Source organism: Methylobacterium litchii (assembly GCF_038442315.1).
Taxonomy (GTDB): Bacteria; Pseudomonadota; Alphaproteobacteria; order Rhizobiales; family Beijerinckiaceae; genus Methylobacterium; species Methylobacterium litchii.
The window spans coordinates 220,042-240,624 of the sequence record NZ_JBBXMY010000006.1 but is presented as its reverse complement, the minus strand read 5'-3'; the positions used below and the strand labels follow the sequence as shown (position 1 = coordinate 240,624).

Annotated in this window: 21 protein-coding genes, 1 tRNA gene and 1 pseudogene; 12 read left to right on the top strand and 11 right to left on the bottom strand. The window is 69.2% G+C overall.

The window, feature by feature from the left end; all coding sequences use genetic code 11:
- Positions 1–54: 54 nt before the first annotated feature.
- Entirely contained in the window at positions 55–1,239 is a 1,185-nt protein-coding gene (locus AAHF99_RS13870) for a polysaccharide biosynthesis/export family protein (RefSeq protein ID WP_342164953.1), read from the bottom strand.
- A gap of 73 nt (positions 1,240–1,312) precedes the next feature.
- On the bottom strand, positions 1,313–1,531 hold the full coding sequence (locus AAHF99_RS13865; RefSeq protein WP_342164951.1) for a hypothetical protein: 219 nt from the start codon (positions 1,529–1,531) through the stop codon (positions 1,313–1,315).
- On the opposite strand from AAHF99_RS13865, the gene AAHF99_RS13860 reads away from it, so the two are divergent.
- Positions 1,530–2,894, top strand: coding sequence for a capsule biosynthesis protein (locus AAHF99_RS13860; RefSeq protein WP_342164950.1), 1,365 nt, complete (start codon positions 1,530–1,532; stop codon positions 2,892–2,894). The two genes, AAHF99_RS13865 and AAHF99_RS13860, sit on opposite strands and share 2 nt — an antisense overlap.
- 18 nt (positions 2,895–2,912) lie before the next feature.
- Here AAHF99_RS13860 and AAHF99_RS13855 read toward each other — a convergent pair whose 3' ends face one another.
- Complete coding sequence (locus AAHF99_RS13855) at positions 2,913–4,889, bottom strand: capsular polysaccharide biosynthesis protein (RefSeq protein ID WP_342164948.1); 1,977 nt, start codon at positions 4,887–4,889, stop codon at positions 2,913–2,915.
- A gap of 265 nt (positions 4,890–5,154) precedes the next feature.
- Between AAHF99_RS13855 and AAHF99_RS13850 the strand changes: the two genes are divergently transcribed.
- Positions 5,155–5,913, top strand: a complete 759-nt coding sequence (locus tag AAHF99_RS13850; RefSeq protein WP_243957108.1) for an SDR family NAD(P)-dependent oxidoreductase — start codon at positions 5,155–5,157, stop codon at positions 5,911–5,913.
- Positions 5,910–6,764 (top strand): formyltransferase family protein, encoded by an 855-nt coding sequence (locus AAHF99_RS13845; RefSeq protein ID WP_342164947.1) that lies wholly within the window; start codon positions 5,910–5,912, stop codon positions 6,762–6,764. Before AAHF99_RS13850 ends, AAHF99_RS13845 begins: the two co-directional genes overlap by 4 nt.
- Before the next feature lie 8 nt (positions 6,765–6,772).
- Here AAHF99_RS13845 and AAHF99_RS13840 read toward each other — a convergent pair.
- Both AAHF99_RS13840 and AAHF99_RS13835 read right to left on the bottom strand, forming a co-directional pair.
- A pseudogene (locus tag AAHF99_RS13840) lies at positions 6,773–7,792 on the bottom strand (SMP-30/gluconolactonase/LRE family protein).
- A gap of 143 nt (positions 7,793–7,935) precedes the next feature.
- A complete protein-coding gene (locus AAHF99_RS13835; protein ID WP_342164946.1) occupies positions 7,936–9,324 on the bottom strand; it encodes an APC family permease in 1,389 nt (462 codons plus the stop codon).
- Positions 9,325–9,544: 220 nt separating this feature from the next.
- Between AAHF99_RS13835 and rpsO the strand changes: the two genes are divergently transcribed.
- From rpsO to AAHF99_RS13820, 3 genes are all read left to right on the top strand, one after another.
- The gene (rpsO, locus tag AAHF99_RS13830) at positions 9,545–9,814 is read left to right on the top strand and encodes a 30S ribosomal protein S15 (RefSeq protein WP_243957100.1); all 270 of its coding nucleotides are present in this window, start codon (positions 9,545–9,547) and stop codon (positions 9,812–9,814) included.
- A gap of 198 nt (positions 9,815–10,012) precedes the next feature.
- Complete coding sequence (pnp, locus tag AAHF99_RS13825) at positions 10,013–12,256, top strand: polyribonucleotide nucleotidyltransferase (RefSeq protein ID WP_342164945.1); 2,244 nt, start codon at positions 10,013–10,015, stop codon at positions 12,254–12,256.
- 133 nt (positions 12,257–12,389) lie between these two features.
- A complete protein-coding gene (locus AAHF99_RS13820) occupies positions 12,390–12,611 on the top strand; it encodes a YgaP-like transmembrane domain (protein WP_243957096.1) in 222 nt (73 codons plus the stop codon).
- A gap of 56 nt (positions 12,612–12,667) precedes the next feature.
- Here AAHF99_RS13820 and AAHF99_RS13815 read toward each other — a convergent pair whose 3' ends face one another.
- Positions 12,668–12,931 (bottom strand): GlsB/YeaQ/YmgE family stress response membrane protein, encoded by a 264-nt coding sequence (locus AAHF99_RS13815; protein ID WP_243957095.1) that lies wholly within the window; start codon positions 12,929–12,931, stop codon positions 12,668–12,670.
- 213 nt (positions 12,932–13,144) lie between these two features.
- On the opposite strand from AAHF99_RS13815, the gene AAHF99_RS13810 reads away from it, so the two are divergent.
- Positions 13,145–13,501, top strand: coding sequence for a RidA family protein (locus AAHF99_RS13810; protein ID WP_342164942.1), 357 nt, complete (start codon positions 13,145–13,147; stop codon positions 13,499–13,501).
- Between the two features lie 2 nt (positions 13,502–13,503).
- On the top strand, positions 13,504–14,634 hold the full coding sequence (locus AAHF99_RS13805) for a polyamine ABC transporter substrate-binding protein (protein WP_412759884.1): 1,131 nt from the start codon (positions 13,504–13,506) through the stop codon (positions 14,632–14,634).
- A 47-nt stretch (positions 14,635–14,681) separates the two neighbouring features.
- Here the strand turns inward: AAHF99_RS13805 and AAHF99_RS13800 are convergent, their stop codons facing one another.
- Together AAHF99_RS13800 and AAHF99_RS13795 are read right to left on the bottom strand one after the other, a co-directional pair.
- The gene (locus tag AAHF99_RS13800; RefSeq protein WP_243954100.1) at positions 14,682–15,086 is read right to left on the bottom strand and encodes a DUF3597 domain-containing protein; all 405 of its coding nucleotides are present in this window, start codon (positions 15,084–15,086) and stop codon (positions 14,682–14,684) included.
- An 87-nt stretch (positions 15,087–15,173) separates the two neighbouring features.
- Positions 15,174–15,332: a hypothetical protein gene (locus AAHF99_RS13795; RefSeq protein ID WP_342164941.1), complete on the bottom strand. Its 159-nt coding sequence runs from the start codon at positions 15,330–15,332 to the stop codon at positions 15,174–15,176.
- Positions 15,333–15,836: 504 nt separating this feature from the next.
- Between AAHF99_RS13795 and AAHF99_RS13790 the strand changes: the two genes are divergently transcribed.
- Positions 15,837–15,920 (top strand) — tRNA-Tyr (locus AAHF99_RS13790).
- Positions 15,921–15,938: 18 nt separating this feature from the next.
- On the opposite strand, the gene ruvC is transcribed toward AAHF99_RS13790, so the two are convergent.
- Positions 15,939–16,574: a crossover junction endodeoxyribonuclease RuvC gene (gene ruvC, locus AAHF99_RS13785; RefSeq protein WP_342165015.1), complete on the bottom strand. Its 636-nt coding sequence runs from the start codon at positions 16,572–16,574 to the stop codon at positions 15,939–15,941.
- 109 nt (positions 16,575–16,683) lie between these two features.
- On the opposite strand from ruvC, the gene AAHF99_RS13780 reads away from it, so the two are divergent.
- On the top strand, positions 16,684–17,259 hold the full coding sequence (locus tag AAHF99_RS13780) for a peroxidase-related enzyme (RefSeq protein ID WP_342164940.1): 576 nt from the start codon (positions 16,684–16,686) through the stop codon (positions 17,257–17,259).
- Positions 17,260–17,265: 6 nt separating this feature from the next.
- On the opposite strand, the gene AAHF99_RS13775 is transcribed toward AAHF99_RS13780, so the two are convergent.
- Positions 17,266–17,586 carry a YnfA family protein gene (locus tag AAHF99_RS13775; protein ID WP_342164938.1) on the bottom strand — a complete coding sequence of 107 codons (321 nt, stop codon included), beginning with the start codon at positions 17,584–17,586 and terminating at the stop codon, positions 17,266–17,268.
- Positions 17,587–17,703: 117 nt separating this feature from the next.
- Here AAHF99_RS13775 and AAHF99_RS13770 point away from each other — a divergent pair, with 117 nt between their 5' ends.
- Positions 17,704–18,099, top strand: coding sequence for a (R)-mandelonitrile lyase (locus AAHF99_RS13770; RefSeq protein ID WP_342164937.1), 396 nt, complete (start codon positions 17,704–17,706; stop codon positions 18,097–18,099).
- Between the two features lie 36 nt (positions 18,100–18,135).
- Entirely contained in the window at positions 18,136–19,119 is a 984-nt protein-coding gene (locus AAHF99_RS13765) for a tyrosine recombinase XerC (protein ID WP_342164935.1), read from the top strand.
- A gap of 4 nt (positions 19,120–19,123) precedes the next feature.
- Here the strand turns inward: AAHF99_RS13765 and lpdA are convergent, their stop codons facing one another.
- Positions 19,124–20,524 carry a dihydrolipoyl dehydrogenase gene (lpdA, locus tag AAHF99_RS13760; protein ID WP_342164933.1) on the bottom strand — a complete coding sequence of 467 codons (1,401 nt, stop codon included), beginning with the start codon at positions 20,522–20,524 and terminating at the stop codon, positions 19,124–19,126.
- Positions 20,525–20,583 lie beyond the last annotated feature (59 nt).

The following is a 20,583-nucleotide window of genomic DNA, read 5'->3' as shown; positions in this document are numbered from 1 at the left end:
ACATGACAAAGGCCGCGGACCGTGAGGTCCGCGGCCTTTGTCGTTCGGGTTCGCCTATCGCGAGTAGCTGTACACGGCGGCCGCCGAGGCGACGGGCCCCGTGACGGTGGACAGAACGCCCAGAACCTTCTGGACCTCGGTGAACGGCGCGTTCGAGACGTAGACGAGATCGCGGTTGCGCATCCGGAACGCCTGCGCCGTGAACAGGCTGTTCGGGTCGCGCATGTCGATCCGGTACACCACCGGCACCAGCGGCGTGCCCGTCAGCTTCGAGCCCGGGGAGAGACGCCGCACGATCGCCGCCGGCTCGAAGCGGAAGATGAACGTGCCGGCCGGATCGGCCTGGAAGTCCGACAGGCCCCGCGCCTTGGCCAGCGCCTGCGCCAGGGTGATCCCGTCCGCCGAGAACGGCAGTTCGGTCGAGTTGCCCAGCGCCCCCACCGCCAGGAAGGTCTGCGGATCGCGTACCAGCGTCAGCACGTCGTTGGGCCGCAGGTAGATGTTCTCCTTCGGGTTCGACACCACCGTGGTCAGCGGCACCGTCGCCGTCACGGGACCGCGCGACAGCCGCACGAAGGTCTCCGAGACCGGCGAGCGCACGCCGCCCGCCGTGGCGATGACGTCGAGCAGGCGGTCGCCGTGGCCGGTGAGCGGCAGGCGGGCGCCGGCCACGGCCTCGCCGGTCACGGTGACGGTCTGCGAGATCGGCTTGGTGACGGAGACGAGCACCTGCGGCTGGATGGCCTTGCCGGCGAGCTCGTTCTCGATGAGCGCCTGCACGTCCTGCGGGCGGCGGCCGGCGACGGCGATGCGGCCGGCGTAGGGGACGGAGATGGAGCCGTCGCGCCCGACCGGCTGCTCGGGGATGAGGGCGGACTTGGAGCCGGCGGAGAAGCGGTCGGCGACGAGGGGGCCGGAGAACAGGCCGCCGGACCCGGCCTCCCAGACGGAGACGGCGACCATGTCGCCGATGCCGATGAGGGGTTCGGCGGAGGGGCGGTGATCGCCGAAGGAGGCGAGCAGGCTGTCGAGGGGCCGTCCGCGTAGCGCCTCGATGGTGGCGGGGTTGATGTCGATGATCTCGTAGCGGGCGAGCAGGCCGCCCCCGGACTCCGGCACCTCGGCGCCGGCCTGGATCGCCGTGGCCGTCGGCCCCGCTGCGGGCAGCAGCGTGCAGCCCGACACCGCCAACGTGGCGATGCAGGCCGACGAAACGGCAAGGTTCCCCAAACGCATCATTCAGAAATCCGCTGTGCCGGGCCCGTCGACGCGGCCCGCCGCCCCATAAGGGGGCTGAAGGACTGCCATCAGCTTAACGGTGAATTGAGGCCGGTTCGAGGATCGCATCTTTCGCGGCCCGATGGCGTGCCATCTGCGCAACATTCATCCCCAACCCATTGCCGCGTTCCGCGCGACCATGATGCTGCCGCGTTTTTCGCGGCAGGACGGGATGAGAAAACGCGGCGGGATTCGGCGCGACGGAGCGCCGTTCCGGCTCCGACGGTGCGCGATCGGAAAGTGTGGCTTTCATGGCATTGATCCCCGCCCCCGGCCCTATCGAGCGTGGCACCACGGGCAAGGCGGCCTCCCGCCAGGGCGGACGCCAGGTCTTCCTGTTCCTACAGGGTCCGGTCACACCCTATTTCGCCGACACGGCGAACGAGCTCGAAGCGCGCGGCCACCGCTGCCTGCGGGTCAACCTCTGCTTCGGCGACTGGCTGTTCTGGCGCCGTCCGGGTGCGGTGAACTATCGGGGCCGCCGGGAAAACTGGCCCGCCTTCATCGCCGACCTGATCGACCGCGAGGGCGTGACGGACCTGATGTTGCTCGGCGAGCAGCGCTTCTACCACAAGGTGGCAATCGCGGCGGCCAAGGCGCGCAACCTCAACGTCACCGTGACGGATTTCGGTTATCTCCGGCCGGATTGGATCACCCTGGAGCGCGACGGCATGTCGGGCGACAGCTGCTTCCCGCGCGAGCCGGAGGCGGTGATGAAGCTGGCCGAGGGCCTGCCCGCGCCGGATCTCGAGCCGCGCTACGGCGACAGCTTCAAGACCCAGGTGATCTGGGACATCGCCTACCACATGCTCACCAACTGGCTGTGGTTCCTGTACCCGTTCTACCGCTCGCACCAGCTCTACCATCCGGGGCTCGTTTATCTCGGCACGGGCCTGCACATCCTGCGGGCGAAGTTCAGCTCGCCGAAAGTCGACCGCTTCGTCGGCAAGCTGAAGGCCGAGAAGGCGCCCTATTACGTGCTGCCCCTGCAGATGGAGAACGACTTCCAGCTGCGGGCCTACTCGCCCTATTTCGACTTCAAGGCGCCGATCCACGCGGTGGTCGCCTCCTTCGCCAAGAACGCGCCGGCCAACAGCCGCCTCGTCATCAAGGCCCATCCCCTCGATCCGGGGCTTCGCAACTGGGCGCGGATTGTCCGCCGCTCGGCCGCCAAGCACGGCGTCGCGGGGCGGGTGGATTTCGTGGATGGCGGCAACCTCGCCGTGATGCTGGAAGCCTCGAAGGGCTGCATCACCGTGAACAGCACGGTCGGCCTCTGGTCGATGCGCGTCGCGGTGCCGACGATCACCCTCGGCACGGCGGTCTACGACATCGAGGGCCTGACCTTCCAAGGTCCCCTCGACCAGTTCTGGACCGAGGCGAAGCCCCCGCGCCAGGACCTGTGGCACGCCTTCGTGCGGGCCATCGTCGGGCATATCCAGATCCGCGGCGTGTACTATGCCAAGGAAGGCCTCGCCGCCGCCGTGCAGGCGACCGCCTCGCGCCTCGACCTCACCGAGGGCGCATGGCTCGAAATGCGCTCCCGTGCCCGCCGCAACGCCGCCGTGGCGGAACAAGCCGTGCCGGAGCACGGCTTCGAGTTCCAGAACGTCTGAGCCGGTCCTCGGCAGCGCCTAGCGCCGCCGGAGCAGGTGGCGCGAGGCCAGCGACCAAACCTGCTTCATCGCCGCCTCGACGGTCGGCTCGCGCCGCATCAACCCCGCATCGCCCTCCGACAGCCGCTGGATGATCACCTCCGGCGGACAGGGCAGGCCCGTACGCGGATCGACGTAATGCGGGTAGACGATGAGCGCCCCTGCAACCAACTCGTCGAGGGTCACGCGCCGCGTCCGCCTCGGGCAGGCCGGGCTCTCCGTGAGGCCCCAGCCCGCGTAGAACGGCAGGCCGTGGGTCGTGACGGTCTTGCCGCGTAGCAGCGCCTCGAACCCGATCAGCGATGAGATCGTCTCGATGTGGTCGGCGGCCTCGATGGCATCGGCTGCCGCCACGTCGCGCAGGACGATATCCGCGTGGGCCGAGATTTCGTCCGGCGCCACCCGGCCCGGCCTGAGCCCGGCTTCCACGTCCGGGTGCGGCTTGAAGGCGATCACTGCGTCGGGATGGCGCTGGCGGGCGAGCTTCAGGAGGTCCACGTTGCGGGCGACGGTGGCGCCGCAGAGCTTGATCGAGGCGTCGTTCTCCACCTGCCCGGCGACGAGCACGACCCGCGCGCCTTTCGGGAGGGTCGGCATCGGCGCCGCGCCGACATTGTACTTGCTGAGCTTGGCTTCCACGACTGCCGCGCGCAGGCGCTTGGCGCGGTCCAGTACGTCGGCGGGGAAGCCGCCCTCCTCCAGGAGGCGTTCGAGGTCGCTCGGCCCGCTGGCGTCGTAATAGATGCCGGTGGCGTCGATGACGTGCGAGGCGCCGGGGCGCAACGCCACGCCGAGGCCGATGGAGCGGATGAACCCGTCCTCCATCCGCAGCAGCGGCACGCCGGCCGCGCGGCAGGCGGCGCCGAGGCTGTCCGGCGCGCGGCTCGCCCAGGCCACGACGCGCTCGTAGCGGGCGATCTCGGCGGGCTTCGGCTCATGGCGGGGGGCGGCGATGGCGGGGATCCGACCCGGCGAGGCCAGCGCCCGCGACAGCCAGCGCCGCTTCCACGCGGCGAAGCCGATGCAGAGGGTGCGGGCGGCGTTGGCGCGCTGCTCCTCGACGACGAGGCGCAGGATCGCCGCCGCCTCCTCGAAACGGCAGGTCTCGCCGCCATAGGGCTCGAAGTAGCGTGAGCAGATCAGGTAGACCGCCGCGAAGACTTCCGCCGGGGTGCGGTTGCGGCTGCGCCGGATCGGATCGAGCCGGTCGTCGGTGAAGCCCCAACCGGCATAGAATGGCACGCCGAAACAGCTCACCGGCCGCCCCGCCAGCGCCGCCTCGAAGCCGATATGGCTCGTGACCACGTAGAGCCGCGCGGCCGCTTCGATCACCGACCACGCCTCCACCGGCTCGTAGACGGCCCGCGCGCCGGCGGCTTCGATGGCGGCGCGTTCGAGATGGCCCATCGTTCCCGGCCGCGCGGCCGGGTCCATGATGACCACGCGGTCGGCCTCCGGGTGCTCGGCGGCGGCGGTCGCGAGCATGGTGGCGAAGCCGGTCTCGCTGGCGAGCCCGAAGCCGATGGTCGGGTCCTTCTGGACCTGATCCACGATCACCACGAGGGGGCGCGTCGTGTCGCGCCCGTCGAGGAGGGTCGCAAGGTTGGCGCGGCGGGGGTCGTTGTCGAGGCTGAGCCGCGCCTCGCGCAGCAGGGCGATGCCGTCCTCGGCGCGGGCGAGGATCTCGTCGTTCTCCCAGCCGCCCTCCTGAAGGATGATCTCCAGTTCGCTGCGCGCGGTGGCGTCGTAATAGATGCCGAGACCGTCGACGATGGAGCTCAGCGGGCGCTGCGTGCGGGCGCCGGGCAGGCGCAGGAAGCCCTCGTCCCAGCGGTCGGCATGGCCGACCCGGCGCGAGACCGGCTCGCTGCCGAGGCGCCGCACCGGGCGGCCGCCGGGCATCTCGATCTCCGAGAGCGTCCGGGGCCACAGGCGCTTGAGCTTGCCACCTTCCATCCGAGAATCATCCATCACCGGAACCGTTGAGCCGCACCCGCCGACGTGGATAACGGCCCGGAAGGCGAGCGTTTGGGCATAGCACCGCAGGGGGCCAGGCCGAAATGGCTTCCCCTCCGGCGGGGAGCACTCTACGAGGCCCGCGACGGCGCGCGGCCTTCCACATCGTTTCGACAGCGTCAAGCGAGACGGGACGGGGCGCACGCCGGAGAGGGAAAGTGGGGATCATGGCGGAAATGACCAGCGGCAGGCCGGGCGGCGCCCGGTGAGGACGATTCTGATCACGGGGGCTTCGAGCGGCATCGGCGCCGCCCTCGCCCGCCATTACGCCGCCGCCGGAACCCGCCTCATCCTCGTGGCCCGCAACGCGCCGCGCCTGGAAGCCGTGGCGCGGGATTGCCGCGCCAAGGGCGCGGAGGCCGAAGTCGCCCGGGGTGACACCCGCGACCGGGCGGCGATCCGCCGGCTGCTCACAGAGGTCGATGCCCGCTCGCCCCTCGATCTCGTGGTGGTCAACGCAGCCATCAACGGTGGCGGCAAGGAGGGCCGGGTCGAGACCGAAGAGATGGCCTTCGAGACCGCCGACATCAATTACACCGGCTCGCTCAACGTGATGCTGCCGACCCTGAGCCTGATGCTCGCCCGGGGCCGAGGCCAGATCGCGCTCATGTCGTCGCTCGCGGCCTATGCGCCGCTCGCCGACGCGCCGACCTATAGCGGCGCCAAGGCGGCGCTGATCGCCCACGGCCTCGCCCTGCGCCAGAAGGTCTGGCCGCTCGGCGTGCGCATCAGCGTGGTGACGCCGGGCTACGTGAAGACGCCTATGGGCAGCGAGCTCAAGGGCTGGCGTCCCCTGGAGATGAGCGCCGAGCAGGCTGCCGCGATCATCGCCAAGGGCCTCGCGAAGGACCGGGACGTGGTGTCCTTCCCCCTGCCGCTGGCGGTGCTGGCCCGCTGCGTGCTGCTGCTGCCCGAATGGGTGCGGCGGGTCAGCCTCTCCGCCTTCAAGTTCAACCAGCGGTGACGGCCTTGCGGATCGCGCTCCTCGTCCTCGAAGCCCTGCCGAATGCCCGCACCGTGCGCCGCCTCGTGGCGGATCGCGGGCATGAGATCGTCCTCGTCGGCCTCTCGAACGCGGAGCGGCCGTCGAGCGGCGGCCTGACCGGGCAGCTGCGCCGCCATCTCGGCCGCTCGGGCACGGGGATCCTGCCCTACCTCGCGGTGAATTTCGGCCTGCCCGATCTGCTGCGCCCGCTCGCCCCCCTCACCCAGGCCGCCGCCGGCAGCGCCGAGGTGCCGGAGGCGACGCCGCTCGCGACCCTCTGCCGCCGGATGGGCATCCGCAGTGTGAAGGTCGATGACGTGAACGGGGCGGAGATGCACCGCGCCCTCCGCGAGGCCGCGCCCGACGTGATCCTCACCTACCATTTCGACCAGATCCTGAAGCCGGAGACCATCGCCCTGGCGCGGCTCGGCGGGATCAACGGGCATCCCGGCCTGCTCCCCCGCCATCGCGGGCCGGTGCCGACAATCCACGCCCTCGCGGAGGGGCCGGATGCGTTCGGCATTACCCTGCACCGGCTCGCCGCCGCCATCGATGCCGGCGCGATCCTCGATCAGGAGGCAGTGCGGATGCCCGCCGATGTGACGGCGACCCGCGCTGCGATCCTGCTCCACCAGCACGGCCGCGCCATGCTCGACCGGCTGCTCGACACGGTGGCCGCGACCGGCGCCCTGCCCGAGGGGCGGATGGCGGACGTGCTGCCCTACTGCCCGTTCCCCGACCGGGCGATGCTGGCGAGCCTCAAGCGCAGGGGCCTGCGGCTCACCGATGCGGCCGATCTCGCGGCGGCGGCGAAACTGTCGCTGCGGTAGGGCGGGCCTCAGCAGGCGACCGCCCCCTGCACGCCGACATACAGGGCGTAGACGGAACGGGTGGAGGTCATCAGCAGCCGGTTCCGGCCCTGGCCGCCGAAGCAGAGGTTGGCGCAGCGTTCCGGGAGGCGGATGCGGCCGATCATCTTGCCTTGCGGCGAGATGATCACGACGCCGTCCTCGGCCTCGCCCATCCCCCAGCCGCACCAGAGGTTGCCGTCAGCATCGACGCGGAATCCGTCGGCCGTGCCCTTCCCGCAATCGAAGAACACACGGCCGTTCGCGGTCGCCCGGCCGCCATCGACCACGTCGTAGACGCGGATGAGCCGGTTCGGCTCGGCCCGGCCCTCGACGACTTAGAGCCGCGACTCGTCGGGGGAGAAGGCAAGTCCGTTCGGGCCGTTGATGCCGGCCACCGCCACCGTGGCGCGTCCCGTCGCGGGATCGATCCGGTAGACGTTCCCCGGCAGCTCCGGGGCCGCCATCCGCTCGTAGGGGTTCGGCCCGAACGCCGGGTCGGTGAACCACACGGATCCGTCCGACCGGCAGACGATGTCGTTGGGCGAGTTCAGCGGCTTGCCGTCGAAGCGGTCGAGCAGGGTGGTGAGGCTACCGTCGTGCTCGGTGCGCGTGACGCTGCGGGTCTGGTGCTGGCACGTCAGCAGACGGCCCTCGCGGTCGCGGGTGTTGCCGTTGGCGAAGGAGGAGCCTTGCCGGAAGACCGACAGCCGGCCGGTCCCGGCCTCCCAGCGCATGATCCGGTCGTTGGTGACGTCGCTGAAGAGCAGCATGTCCATGTCGCCGAACCACACCGGGCCCTCGGCCCAGCGCAGGCCGGTGGCGATCCGCTCGATGGCCGCGAGGCTCAGCCGGTACTTGGCGAAGCCCGGATCGAGGATTTCCACCGCTGGGTCGGGCAGGCGCTGCGACGGCTCCCAGGCCGCCCTGGCGTTCCGCGCCGTGGTGAGGACGGCCCCCGCCGCAGCGGCCCCCGTCAGCACGAGCCTGCGGCTCACGATCTCCGACATGACGTTCCTCCGATGACGCGGCCCATCTCGTGGCTCGTTCGCGAGCGCGGCGGGTCGTCGTTGCGCCTCATCGGTGGGACGGCGTCGCGGAGCTGTCCAACGTCAAAATTGGATCAATCGATGCGCCGCCCGCAACAATTGCCTCAGGCGCTGCCAGCGGAGCGTGCGCGCCTGCGCCCGTACCCGTAGAAGATCGCGAGGCCCACGCCCGTCCAGGCGGCGAGGCGCAGCCAGGTCTCGGCCGGCAGGGAGGCCATCAGGGCCGCGCAGGCGAGGAGCCCGAGGGCCGCGACGAGGTCGGCGGCCGGGACGCGGAAGGGCCGGTGGCGGTCCGGCTGGAGGCGGCGCAGGATCGGCACGCTGGCGCAGACGAGGCCGAAGGCCAGCAGCGTGCCGATGCTCACGAGTTCGCCCAGCACGTCGATGGGCACCAATCCGGCCACGGCGGCGGTGCACAGGCCGATGGTCATCTGGCCGGTGGCGGGGGCGCGGGTCTGCGGGTGGACGCGGGCGAAGACGTCGGGCAGGAGGCGATCGCGGGCCATGGCGTAGAAGATCCGGCCCTGTCCGTAGAGGGCGGTGAGCGTCGAGGTGGTCAGCCCGACGAGGGCGCCGAGCTTCACGAACAGCGAGAAGCCGGGATGGCCGATGGAATCGACCGCCTTCGCGATCGGGTCCGGCACGCCGAGTTCGCGATAGGGCACGAGGCCGGTGAGTACGGCGGCGACGGCGACGTAGAGCAGCGTGCTCACGACGAGCGAGCCGATCAGCCCCTTCGGCGCGTCGGATTGCGGATCGCGGCACTCGCCGGCCGCCGTCGAGACGGTCTCGAAGCCGATGAAGGCGAAGAACACCACCGCCGCACCCCGGAAGATGCCGCTCGTCCCGAACTCGCCGAAGGCGCCGGCATTCGCGGGCACGAAGGGGTGCCAGAGTTCGGGCCTGAGATGGGCGGCGCCGATGCCGACGAAGGCCAGGATGATCGCCACCTTCAGCGCCACCAGGGCGGCGTTGATGCCGGAGGCTTCGCGCACGCCCCGCGTCAGCAGGACGGTGAGGGCGAGCACCACGATCACGGCGGGCAGGTCGATGAGACCGCCCGCGCCCGGCGCGGCGGCGAGGGCGGCCGGCAGGCGCAGGCCGAAATCCGCGAGCAGCGATTGCGCGTAGCCCGACCAGCCCGAGGCGACGGTCGCCGCCGCGAAGGCGAATTCGAGCACGAGGTCCCAGCCGACGATCCAGGCCGGCAGCAGGCCGAGGCTGACGCGGGTATAGGCGTAGGTGGAGCCGGCCTCCGGGATCATCGCCGCGAGTTCGGCGTAGCACAGGCCGACCAGCCCGCTGACGAGGCCGCCGATCAGGAACGATAGGATCAGCGCCGGCCCGGCATAATGCGCGGCCGCCGTGCCGGTCAGGACGAAGATGCCCGCGCCGATGGTCCCGCCGAGGCCGATGCAGACGAGCCCCGGCGCGGTGAGCGCCCGTTCCAGATCCTGAGAAGACCCAGCCGGCGCGCTCGATGATCCTGACATGCCTCTTCCTTCCATCGGTGGCGACAGGGCAAGTCCCGGGCCGGGGGTGGCATCCGCGCCCGTTTCGTGTATGGATCCCATAGCCTCGACCCGGTTGACCGGGCGGGGCTTGAACCGCTTGCGGCAGACCGTGCTGGACGACATCCCGGCTCAGGCCGGTCCGCAGGCTCAAGGCGCCCCGCAGGGCGCTCCACCGTACGAAACACCCGAAAGGTACGCGATGTCGATCACGGCAGAGCGCAAGACCGCGCTCATTAAGCAGCACCGCACGGACGCGAAGGATACCGGCTCCCCCGAGGTGCAGGTGGCCATCCTCTCCGAGCGGATTTCCAACCTGACCCAGCACTTCAAGACCCACGGCAAGGACAACCATTCCCGCCGCGGCCTCCTGAAGCTGGTCTCCCAGCGCCGCTCGCTTCTCGACTACCTGAAGCGCAAGGACGAGTCGCGCTACCGTTCGCTCATCGAGAAGCTCGGCATCCGCCGCTAATCTCACCCGACGCGGCTTCCGGGTTCCGGGGCCGCGTTCGACTTTGGCAGGTCCGGGCATGGGGCTCGGGCAGGCCGAACGGGCCGCCCCTCGCACGAGATCGGGGCAGGATCGCCGGGGGCTTCGTGAAGCCCCCCGTCGTCTTGCCCCCGCCGTGCCGGGCGTAGCCCGCCGCATGAAGGCAAGGACAGACAGACCATGTTCGACGTACAACGCGAAGAGCTGATGTGGGGCGACCGCAAGCTCGTCCTCGAGACGGGCAAGGTGGCCCGTCAGGCGGACGGCGCCGTCGTCGCCACCTACGGCGAGACCTCGGTGCTCGCCTGTGTGGTGGGCGCGAAGGAGCCGAAGGCCGGCATCGACTTCCTCCCCCTCACCGTGAACTATCAGGAGCGCGCCTACGCCGCCGGCCGCATCCCGGGCGGCTACTTCAAGCGCGAAGGCCGCCCCTCCGAGAAGGAGACGCTGGTCTCTCGCCTCATCGACCGGCCGATCCGCCCCCTCTTCGTCGAGGGCTGGCGTAACGACACGCAGGTCACGGTCACGGTGCTGACCCACGACCTCGAGAACGATCCGGACATCGTCGCCATGGTGGCGGCTTCGGCGGCGCTGACCCTCTCGGGCGTGCCGTTCATGGGCCCGATCGGCGCGGCCCGCGTCGGCTACATCAACGGCGGCTACAAGCTGAACCCGCTCGTCACCGAGACCAAGGAAGAGTCCTCCCTCGATCTCGTCGTCGCCGGCACGCAGGACGCGGTGCTGATGGTCGAGTCCGAGGCCAAGGAGCTCTCGGAAGACGTGATGCTCGGCGCCGTGATGTTCGGCCACAAGCACTTCCAGCCGGTCATCGAGGCGATCATCCGCCTCGCCGAGAAGGCCGCCAAGGAGCCGCGCGATTTCTCCCCGCCGGAGAACGCCGACGTCGAGAAGGCCGTCCTCGACGTGTGCGAGGCCGAGCTGCGCGCCGCCTACACCAAGACCGTCAAGCAGGAGCGCTACGCCGCCGTCGATGAGGTGAAGGCCAAGGTCATGGCCGCCCTCTGCGCCGACGGTGCGGAGAAGTTCCCGGCCGAGAAGGTCAAGGCCGCCTTCAAGGAGGCCCAGTCGAAGGTGGTCCGCTGGAACATCCTCGACACCGGCTCGCGCATCGACGGCCGTGACGTGAAGACCGTCCGCCCGATCCTCTCCGAGGTCGGCGTGCTGCCCCGCGCCCACGGCTCTTCGCTCTTCACCCGTGGCGAGACGCAGGCCCTCGTGGTCGCGACCCTCGGCACCGGCGAGGACGAGCAGTTCATCGACGCGCTGGAAGGCACCTACAAGGAGCGCTTCCTGCTCCACTACAACTTCCCTCCCTATTCGGTGGGTGAGACGGGCCGCATGGGCTCGCCGGGTCGTCGCGAGATCGGCCACGGCAAGCTGGCGTGGCGCGCCATCCGTCCGGTTCTGCCGCCGGCTCACGAGTTCCCGTACACGATCCGCGTCGTGTCCGAGATTACCGAGTCGAACGGCTCGTCCTCGATGGCTTCGGTCTGCGGCGGCTCGCTGTCGCTGATGGATGCGGGTGTCCCGCTGCGCCGTCCGGTGGCCGGCATCGCGATGGGCCTCATCCTCGAGGGTGAGCGCTTCGCGGTCCTGTCGGACATCCTGGGCGACGAGGATCACCTCGGCGACATGGACTTCAAGGTGGCCGGCACGGACGAGGGCGTGACCTCGCTCCAGATGGACATCAAGATCGCCGGCATCACCGAGGAGATCATGCGGGTCGCCCTCGATCAGGCGAAGGACGGCCGCGCCCACATCCTGGTGGAGATGGCCAAGGCCCTCACCGCCGCGCGTCCGGAGCTCGGCGAGTACGCGCCGCGCATCGAGACCATGCAGATCCCGACGGACAAGATCCGCGACGTGATCGGCACCGGCGGCAAGGTGATCCGCGAGATCGTCGAGAAGACCGGCGCCAAGATCAACATCGAGGACACCGGAATCGTGAAGATCGCCTCGGCCGACGGCAAGGCGATCAAGGCGGCCTACAACTGGATCCGCTCCATCGTCGCGGAGCCCGAGGCCGGCACGATCTACGACGGCACGATCGTGAAGTGCATGGAGTTCGGCGCCTTCGTGAACTTCTTCGGCGCCAAGGACGGTCTCGTCCACATCTCGGAACTCGCCGCCCAGCGGGTCGCCAAGGTGACGGACGTCGTCAAGGAAGGCGACAAGGTGAAGGTGAAGTTCCTCGGTCAGGACGACCGTGGGAAGATCCGCCTGTCGATGAAGGTCGTCGATCAGCAGACCGGCGAGGACATCACCGACAAGATCAAGGCGCAGCGCGACTCCGAGCGGTCCGAGCGTGGCGACGAGCCGCGTGAGCCCCGCGAAGGCCGCGAGGGCGGTCGTGAGGGTGGCCGCAGCCACCGTGGCGAGCGCCGCCGCGAGGCGGGCGAGTAATCGCCCTCCCCTTCACGATCTGACGTGACGACGAAGCGCGGTCCCCTCGGGGGCCGCGTTTTCGTTTGCGGCACAGCACGGAACGCCCCCGCCCCCTCCGCGTTCGCCCCGCGATTGGAAGCGGAGGAGCCCGATGGCCCGAGACATGATCCACGACATCTTCAGCGGCACGCCGAACCTGAGCACGACGGAGCGGGCGGTGTCCGTGGCCCTCGGCCTCGGCATCGCGGCGGCGGCCGCCCAGCCGCGCCCGAACAAGTGGCTGAGCCTCGCGGCCCTGGTGGTCGGCGTCGGCCTCGCCATGCGCGGCGCCACCGGGCATTGCGCCGTGAAGTCGATGGCGAACGAGTTCTGAGACAAAAAAGGGGCGCCCAGGGCGCCCCTTCCTTTAGCCCGCTGCGGCGGAGCTTCTCAGTAGGTGGTGGTGCGACGGCTTGCGACGAAGCCGTAGATGGCGAGCACGATCACCGCGCCCACGATGGCTCCTATGAAGCCCGCGCCTTGATTCGGCCCGTACCAGCCGACCGCCTGACCGATGAAGGTCGCGACGAAGGCGCCGACGATGCCGAGAATCGTGGTCAAGATGAAGCCGGCAGGCTCGTTCGGCCCCGGCATGATGAACTTGGCGATGACCCCCGCCAGGAATCCGATGATGATGGTCCAGAGAATGCCCATGTGTCTCCCCGCTTTGGGCCGCTGACGCCCTCTGAACGTTTGGATTTTCCAACCGGTTGCTCCGACTCGTCATCGCGGTGCGGATTTTTTTCGCGGTTCCCGTCTGCGACACTGGTGACCGCGCCCGCCCTTTACGCCAAGCCGTCCTCGGCGGCAGATACGCCGCCGCCGGACGTCGTCCGGCGAACCCTTCAGGATGGACGGAGAGAGCGTATGGCGATCAGGCGGATCGAGCCCGGGGCACGGATGTCCCAGGGCGTGGTGTATGGCGATACCGTCTACCTCGCCGGGCAGGTGGCCGACGAGCCGGTGGGCCGGGGCGTCACCGCGCAGACCCAGAACATCCTGGAGCAGATCGACCGCCTGTTGGCCGCCGCCGGCACCGACAAGGAGCAGCTCCTGACGGCCACGATCTACCTCGCCGACATCGCGACCTTCGCCGAGATGAACGCCGCCTGGGACGCCTGGGTGTCGAAGGAGAACCCGCCGACCCGCGCCACCGTCGAGGCGAAGCTCGCCGCGCCGGAATACCTCGTCGAGATCGTCGTCGTCGCCGCGCGGGCGGCCTGAACGTGGCGCTCCGTCTTCCGAGGCGGGGGCGGCTCGCCGCCCTCGGCGCCTGCCTCGCGGCGGCGCTCGGCACCGCCCTGTTCGCCGGCGCCGCGCGCCCGGCGAACGAGAAGGTCGTCAACATCTACAATTGGTCGGACTATATCGACCCGCAGGTGCTCGATGCCTTCACCCGGGAGACGGGCATCAAGGTCGTCTACGACACCTACGACAACAACGAGATCCTGGAGACCCGGCTGCTCGCCGGCCGCTCGGGCTACGACATCGTGGTGCCGTCGGGGCCCTATCTCCAGCGCCTGATCCGGGCCGGCGCTTTCCGGCCCCTCGACAAGGCGAAGCTGAAGAACCTCGGCAACCTCTGGCCGGACATCATGAGCCGGCTCGCGGGCTACGACCCCGGCAATGTCTACGCCATCGACTACATGTGGGGCACCACCGGCATCGGCTACAACGTCGCCCTGGTCCGGGAGAAGCTCGGGCCGAACGTGCCGGTCAATTCGTGGGGTGTTGTGCTCAATCCGTCCTCCGCCGCGAAGCTGAAGGAATGCGGGCTGATGATGCTCGACAGCCCCGAGGACCTGATCCCGAGCATGCTCCCGTTCTTCGGCGCCAAGGCCGACAGCAAGCGCTGGGACGACATGACCCTCGTCACCGACGCCCTGTACAAGGTGCGCGGCAGCGTGCGGAAATTCCATTCGTCGGAATACATCCAGGCGCTGGCCAACGGCGATATCTGCATGGCCGTCGGCTATTCGGGGGATGTGCTGCAGGCCAAGAAGCGGGCGGACGAGGCCAATAACGGCGTCGAGGTCGCCTACGTGGTCCCCAAGGAGGGATCGCTGATGTGGTTCGATTCCTTCGCCATCCCGAAGGACGCGCCGCACCCGGACGAGGCCCTGGCCTTCCTCGACTACATGATGCGGCCCGAGGTGGCGGCGGCCAACACGAACTTCGTGTCCTACGCGAGCGGCAACCTCGCGGCGAAGGCCCGCGTGAAGCCGGAGATCCTGAACAATCCCGGCATCTACCCGGACGAGGCGACGATGCAGCGCCTCTCGGTGAACACTGCCTGGGACGAGCGCACCCAGCGCTTCGTCACGCGGCTCTGGACGCGGGTCCGCACGGGGCGCTGAGCAGAGGCGCCCTCCCGTGATCCTAGGGTCACGGGAGGGCCGCGGGACTAGTGCTTGAGGTCGTCCGGCACCTTGCCGCCGTTCTCGGCGAGCTTCTGCATCACCTGCTTGTGCAGCCAGATGTTCATGGAGGCGGAGTCCTCCTTGTCGCCGGTGTAGTGCAGTTCGTCGGCCAGCTGCTTGCGCGACGCGAGGCCCGAATCGAGGTCGAGGAGCTTCATCAGGTCCACGATCGAGTGGCGCCAATCGAGCTTCTGCGGGTTCTTCTCCGCCATGCCGGTGAGGACGGCTTCGACATCCACCGGATCGCCGCTGCTGCCACCTGCGCTACCCGTGGGAGCGGGCGTGCTGGTCTGGCCGGAGCTCGATGTCGTGGAGGAGGGGGCCGCCTCTGCCTGTCCGCCACCGAACGGGTGGAGGATCTTGCTGACGATGTTGCCGAGAAGGCTCATGGGTCTACTCCGTCCTACGCCGCGACCGTCGTGGCGCGATGCACCGACAACATGTCGCATCGATGTGACGTTCCACTGGCGGCTGCCTCAGCGGGAAATACGTAGACTGACCCCGAGGAGGCACAGGCCGACGATCAGGCAGATCCCGCTCCAGCGCTCGAGGAAACCGGCGCGCGAGGGATCCCGAACCGACAGCGCAGCGAGAATCACGCCGCTCAGAAGGCTTCCGAGGCAGATCGCGATCAAGAGAGCTTCTATTGCGAGACTCGATGACACGCCGCATCCATAATCGCAGAAGCGCATCGTGCGAAGATACGTTCGGCTAAGTCACGTATTTATACGCAATATTCGTGGTGGAGAGATAATTCCGATCACGGAGTGTTGAAGTCAATACTCGGCATGCGGTTGTTCCGCCCGCCAACGCAAAGTGTGATCGCTTCCAGCGCCTGAGACAGGGAAATGGACGGAGCGGCCAGTAAAAATCTGCTTTATGTTTGTCTCAGATCGTCGAACGATCGGCGTGTGACGCGCTCCGGCCCCCAGGCCTGCTTACGGCCACGGTTGCGGGCTCGAAGCGATCCTTGCGCACGACCAGGTTGTGGCGCCATTGCATGATGGATGCATCATTCGCCCGCCCGCGCGGGAGGCGGGGTTTAACTGCGCAGGTTGCGCCAGGGAAGCGTTGACACGGCGCCACCCCCCCACCATAAGGGCGGCGCGGGACGGCCCCAGGCGGGCCTCACCGACCTTGGGGGAATGTCCCGAGCGGCAAAGGGGGCGGACTGTAAATCCGCTGCGTAAGCTTCGTAGGTTCGAGTCCTACTTCCCCCACCAAGTTCCTCACCCACACCATCAGCGCGATTTCGCCAGCGCGGCCTCGATGCGGGCCGCGGCGACGGCGGAATAGCCCTTGCCTTCCAGCGTCTGGCCCGCCTGCGCGACGCCCGACAGGCTGCGCGGCGCCCGGCCAGTGAGGTGGCGCGCCCGCAGGGCGTGGGAATCCCGGTGGCTCGCATGGGTGACGGCGATGGCCAGCGCGTCCGCCGCGTCGGCCACGCGGAATTCCGCCTTCGGCAACAGGAAGCGCACCATCGCCTGGATCTGCGCCTTGTCGGCATGGCCGGAGCCCGCCACCGTCTTCTTGATGAGGTTGGCCGCGTATTCGAACACCGGATGCCCGGCCAGCGCCGGCACGAGCAGCGCCACCGCACGGGCATGGCCGAGCTTCAGGGTCGCCTGCGCGTCCTTGTTCACGAAGGTCTCCTCCACGGCGACTTCGTCGGGCTGGAGCGTCTGGCAGATCCGGGTCAGCCCCTCGAACAATTCGCGCAGCCTCAGTGCCAGCGGCAGCTCGCCATCGGAGGTGATCACGCCGCAATCGTGATAGGTCAGGCTGGTCCCTCGGGCGGTGATCAGGCCCCAGCCGGTGCGGCGCAGGCCCGGATCGATCCCGAGGATACGGACCGGAGCGTTCGTGCCGGTTGTCATGGCGGTGCTCATCATGCTCGCTCGGGGGCTCGTGAGCCCGATTTCAGGACGCAGGCCGGCTGCCCCACCCGTACCGTGAAGCCGGGCCTCTCACCAGACGAGGACGAGGATGCGCCACGACACTCCGATCAGCCGCTTCCCGGTGCCGTCGCTGGCGGAGATGCCCGCCGACCTGCGGCAGCGCATCGAGCAGGTGCAGGAGAAGGCGGGCTTCGTGCCCAACATCTTCCTGGCGCTCGCCCACAGGCCGGAGGAGTTCCGCGCCTTCTTCGCCTATCACGACGCGCTGATGGACCGGCCCGGTGGCCTCAACAAGGCGGAACGGGAGATGATCGTGGTGGCGACGAGCGCCGCGAACCATTGCCTCTATTGCGTCGTCGCCCACGGGGCGATCCTGCGGATCCGCGCGAAGGACCCGCTGCTCGCCGACGAGATCGCCACCAACTACGCCAAGGCCGCCATCTCGTGGCGCCAAAAGGCGATGCTCGACTTCGCCGTGAAGCTCGCCCTCGATCCGGGCGCGGTCGGCGCGGAGGACCACGCGCTCCTGGAGGAGCAGGGATTCTCGCAGGACGACATCTGGGACATCGCCGCGATCACCGGCTTGTTCGCCCTGTCGAACCGCCTCGCCAGCGCCACGGATCTGCGGCCGAACGCCGAGTTCTTCGGGATGGGCCGGGCGTGAGAGCCCCTACCGGCCGCGCCCATACAGGATGATCCCGGCGCCGAGGAGACACAGCGCGGCGCCGAGCCCGTCGCGCAGGTCAGGGCGTTCGCCCTCCACGAACCACATCCAGGCCAGCGACGCGGCGATGTAGACGCCGCCATAGGCCGCGAAGGCGCGGCCCGCCGCCTCGCTCTCGACGAGGGTCAGCAGGCCCGCGAAGGTCATGAGCGATGCGACGCCCGGGACCGCCCACCACGCGGAGTGGCCGAGCCGCAGCCACATCCAAAAGGCGTAGCACCCCGCGATCTCGGCGAGCGCCGCGCAGCAATATACAATGTTGCTCATAAGATAGTATTTCTAAAATTTTTAGAAGGATATAGAATCGTCGGGCAAGTGACTTGCCAATCAAATCCCATTTCGTGCATCTTTGCCGGAACGTTTGCGAACGAAGGGTTAGGTCTCGTGGAGATCAGGCGGATCGGTACGCGGCCCTGCAAGGAAGGCCCGGCGGAGTGGTTCACGGGCAGCGTCACGATCGACCCCTTGTTCGGCCCCACGGATTCGTCCCGCGCCGGCGGGGCCTGGGTGACGTTCCAGCCCGGCGCGCGGACGGCCTGGCACACCCATCCCCTCGGGCAGGCGCTGATTGTGACCGATGGCACGGGATGGGTGCAAACGCTCGGCGGCCCGGTGGAGGAGGTCCGGACCGGGGACGTGGTGTGGTTCGCCCCCGACGAGAAGCATTGGCACGGGGCGAGCGCCACGTCGTCCATGAGCCACATCGCTGTGCAGGAAGCCTTCTACGGCTCGCCGGTCGTATGGCTCGAACAGGTCTTGGACAGCGATTACACCCGCTGAAGCGGTGCGTTAACGCCGTCGCGCTCTGATGGGGGCATGCCCCCATCGTCCGCTTCCGACGCCCCTGCTGAAATCCTTCTCCCGCCAGGGGACGGCCCGCTGCGGGCGGCCGTCGCGGGCTGGACCGATGCCCTCGCCCGCGAGCGGCGGATGTCGGCCAACACGGTCGAGGCCTATGACCGCGACCTGCGACAGTTCCTCGTCCATCTCGAAAGCCGGCGCGGCGCGCCCACCATCGCCATGCTCATCGACCTGAAGGTGCGGGACATCCGCGCCTTCATGGCGGCCCGGCGGGCGGACGACATCTCCGGTCGCTCGCTGATGCGGATGCTCGCCGGCCTGCGCTCCTTCGGGCGCCACCTGGAGCGCGAGGGCCACGGCGCGATCTCGGCGCTCGGTGGCGTGCGCTCGCCCAAGGTGCCCCGGCGCCTGCCGCGCCCTCTGCCGGTGAACGCGGCGGTGGCGCTGACCGATGTCGGCATCCGCGCGGGGGAGGACCGCGAGCCCTGGATCTTCGCCCGCGACGCGGCGGTCCTCGCCCTGCTTTACGGGGCGGGCCTGCGCATCTCCGAGGCGCTCGGCCTGCGCCGGGCCGATGCGCCCCTGCCGGGGGTCGATCAGGTGACGGTGCTCGGAAAGGGCGGCAAGGAGCGGATGGTGCCGGTGCTGCCGGTGGTCGCGGAGGCGGTGTCCGCCTATCTCGCCGCCTGTCCGTTCCCGTTGCCGCCGGAGGGGCCGCTCTTCGTCGGCGCCCGGGGCGGACCGCTGTCGCCCCGGATCATCCAATACGCGGTGGCGCGGCTGCGCGGCGCCCTCGGGCTGCCCGACGAGGCGACGCCGCATGCGCTCCGCCATTCCTTCGCGACCCACCTCCTCGCCCGGCAGGGCGAATTGCGGGCGATCCAGGAACTGCTCGGCCACGCCTCGCTCTCGACGACGCAGCTCTACACGCAGGTCGATGCCGCCCGGTTGATGAGCGCCTACGAGGCGGCCCATCCCCGGGCGCGGTTGCGCGCCTGACCCCTCAGACGTGGATGGCGCGCTTGTTCACCGCGAGCGCGGCTTCCTTCACCGCCTCGGTGAGGGTCGGGTGGGCGTGGCAGGTGCGGGCGATGTCCTCGGACGAGGCGCCGAACTCCATGGCCACCGCCACCTCGGCGATGAGGTTGCCCGCATCCGCGCCGACGATGTGCACGCCGAGCACACGGTCCGATTGCGCGTCGGCTAGCACCTTCACGAACCCGTCCGTGGTCCCGTTGGCCTTGGCGCGGCCGTTGGCCGTGAAGGGGAACTTGCCCGCGTTGTAGGCAATGCCGTCCTTCTTCAGTTCCTCCTCCGTGCGGCCGACCGAGGCCACTTCGGGGAAGGTGTAGACGACGTTCGGGATCACCGCGTAATTCACGTGGCCCGACTGACCCGCCAGGATCTCGGCCACGGCGACGCCCTCGTCCTCCGCCTTGTGGGCGAGCATCGGCCCGGCGATCACGTCACCGATGGCGTAGATGCCGGTGACGTTGGTTGCGAAGTGCGAATCGACGTGGATGCGGCCCTTATCGTCCTTCTGGACGCCGGCATTCTCCAGCCCCAGGCCCTCGGTGTAGGGCACGCGGCCGATGCAGACGAGCACCACGTCCGCCTGCAGCGTCTCGGCCTCGCCGCCGGCAGCGGGCTGCACCGTGACGGTCGCGCCCTTCTTACCGACTTCGACGCCCGTGACCTTCGTGGAGAGCTTGAACTCCATCCCCTGCTTGCCGAGGATGCGCTGGAACTGCTTGCCGACCTCGCCGTCCATGCCCGGCAGGATCCGGTCGAGGTATTCGACCACCGTCACCTCGGCGCCGAGACGCCGCCAGACCGAGCCGAGTTCCAGGCCGATGACGCCCGCGCCGATGACGAGGAGCTTCTTCGGCACGCGGTCGAGCTCCAGGGCACCGGTCGAGGAGACGACGACCTTCTCGTCCACGGTAATGCCGGGCAGGTTCGCCACGTCCGAGCCCGTGGCGATGACGATGTTCTTCGTCTCCAGCATCTGGTTGCCGCCGTCCTCGGACAGCACCTCGACGCGGCCCGCTCCGGCGATCCGGCCGGTGCCGTGGAAGGTCTCGACCTTGTTCTTCTTCAGCAGGAACTCGACGCCCTTGGTGTTGCCGGCGACGCCGTCGGCCTTGAAGCTCATCATCTTCTTCAGGTCGAGCTTCGGCGTGCCGACATCGATGCCGAGGTCGCCGAAATGCTTGCTGGCCTCCTCGAAGGCCTCGGAGGCGTGGAGCAGCGCCTTCGACGGGATGCAGCCGATGTTGAGGCAGGTGCCGCCATGGGTCGCGCGTTTCTCGACGACGGCCGTCCGCAGACCGAGTTGCGCCGCGCGGATCGCGCAGACGTAACCGCCGGGGCCGGTGCCGATGACGACGAGATCGTAGGACATGATCGTTCGTTTCCTTCTCCGGCTTGAGGGGCCGGACGGGTTGTTCCGTAAGGCGATGG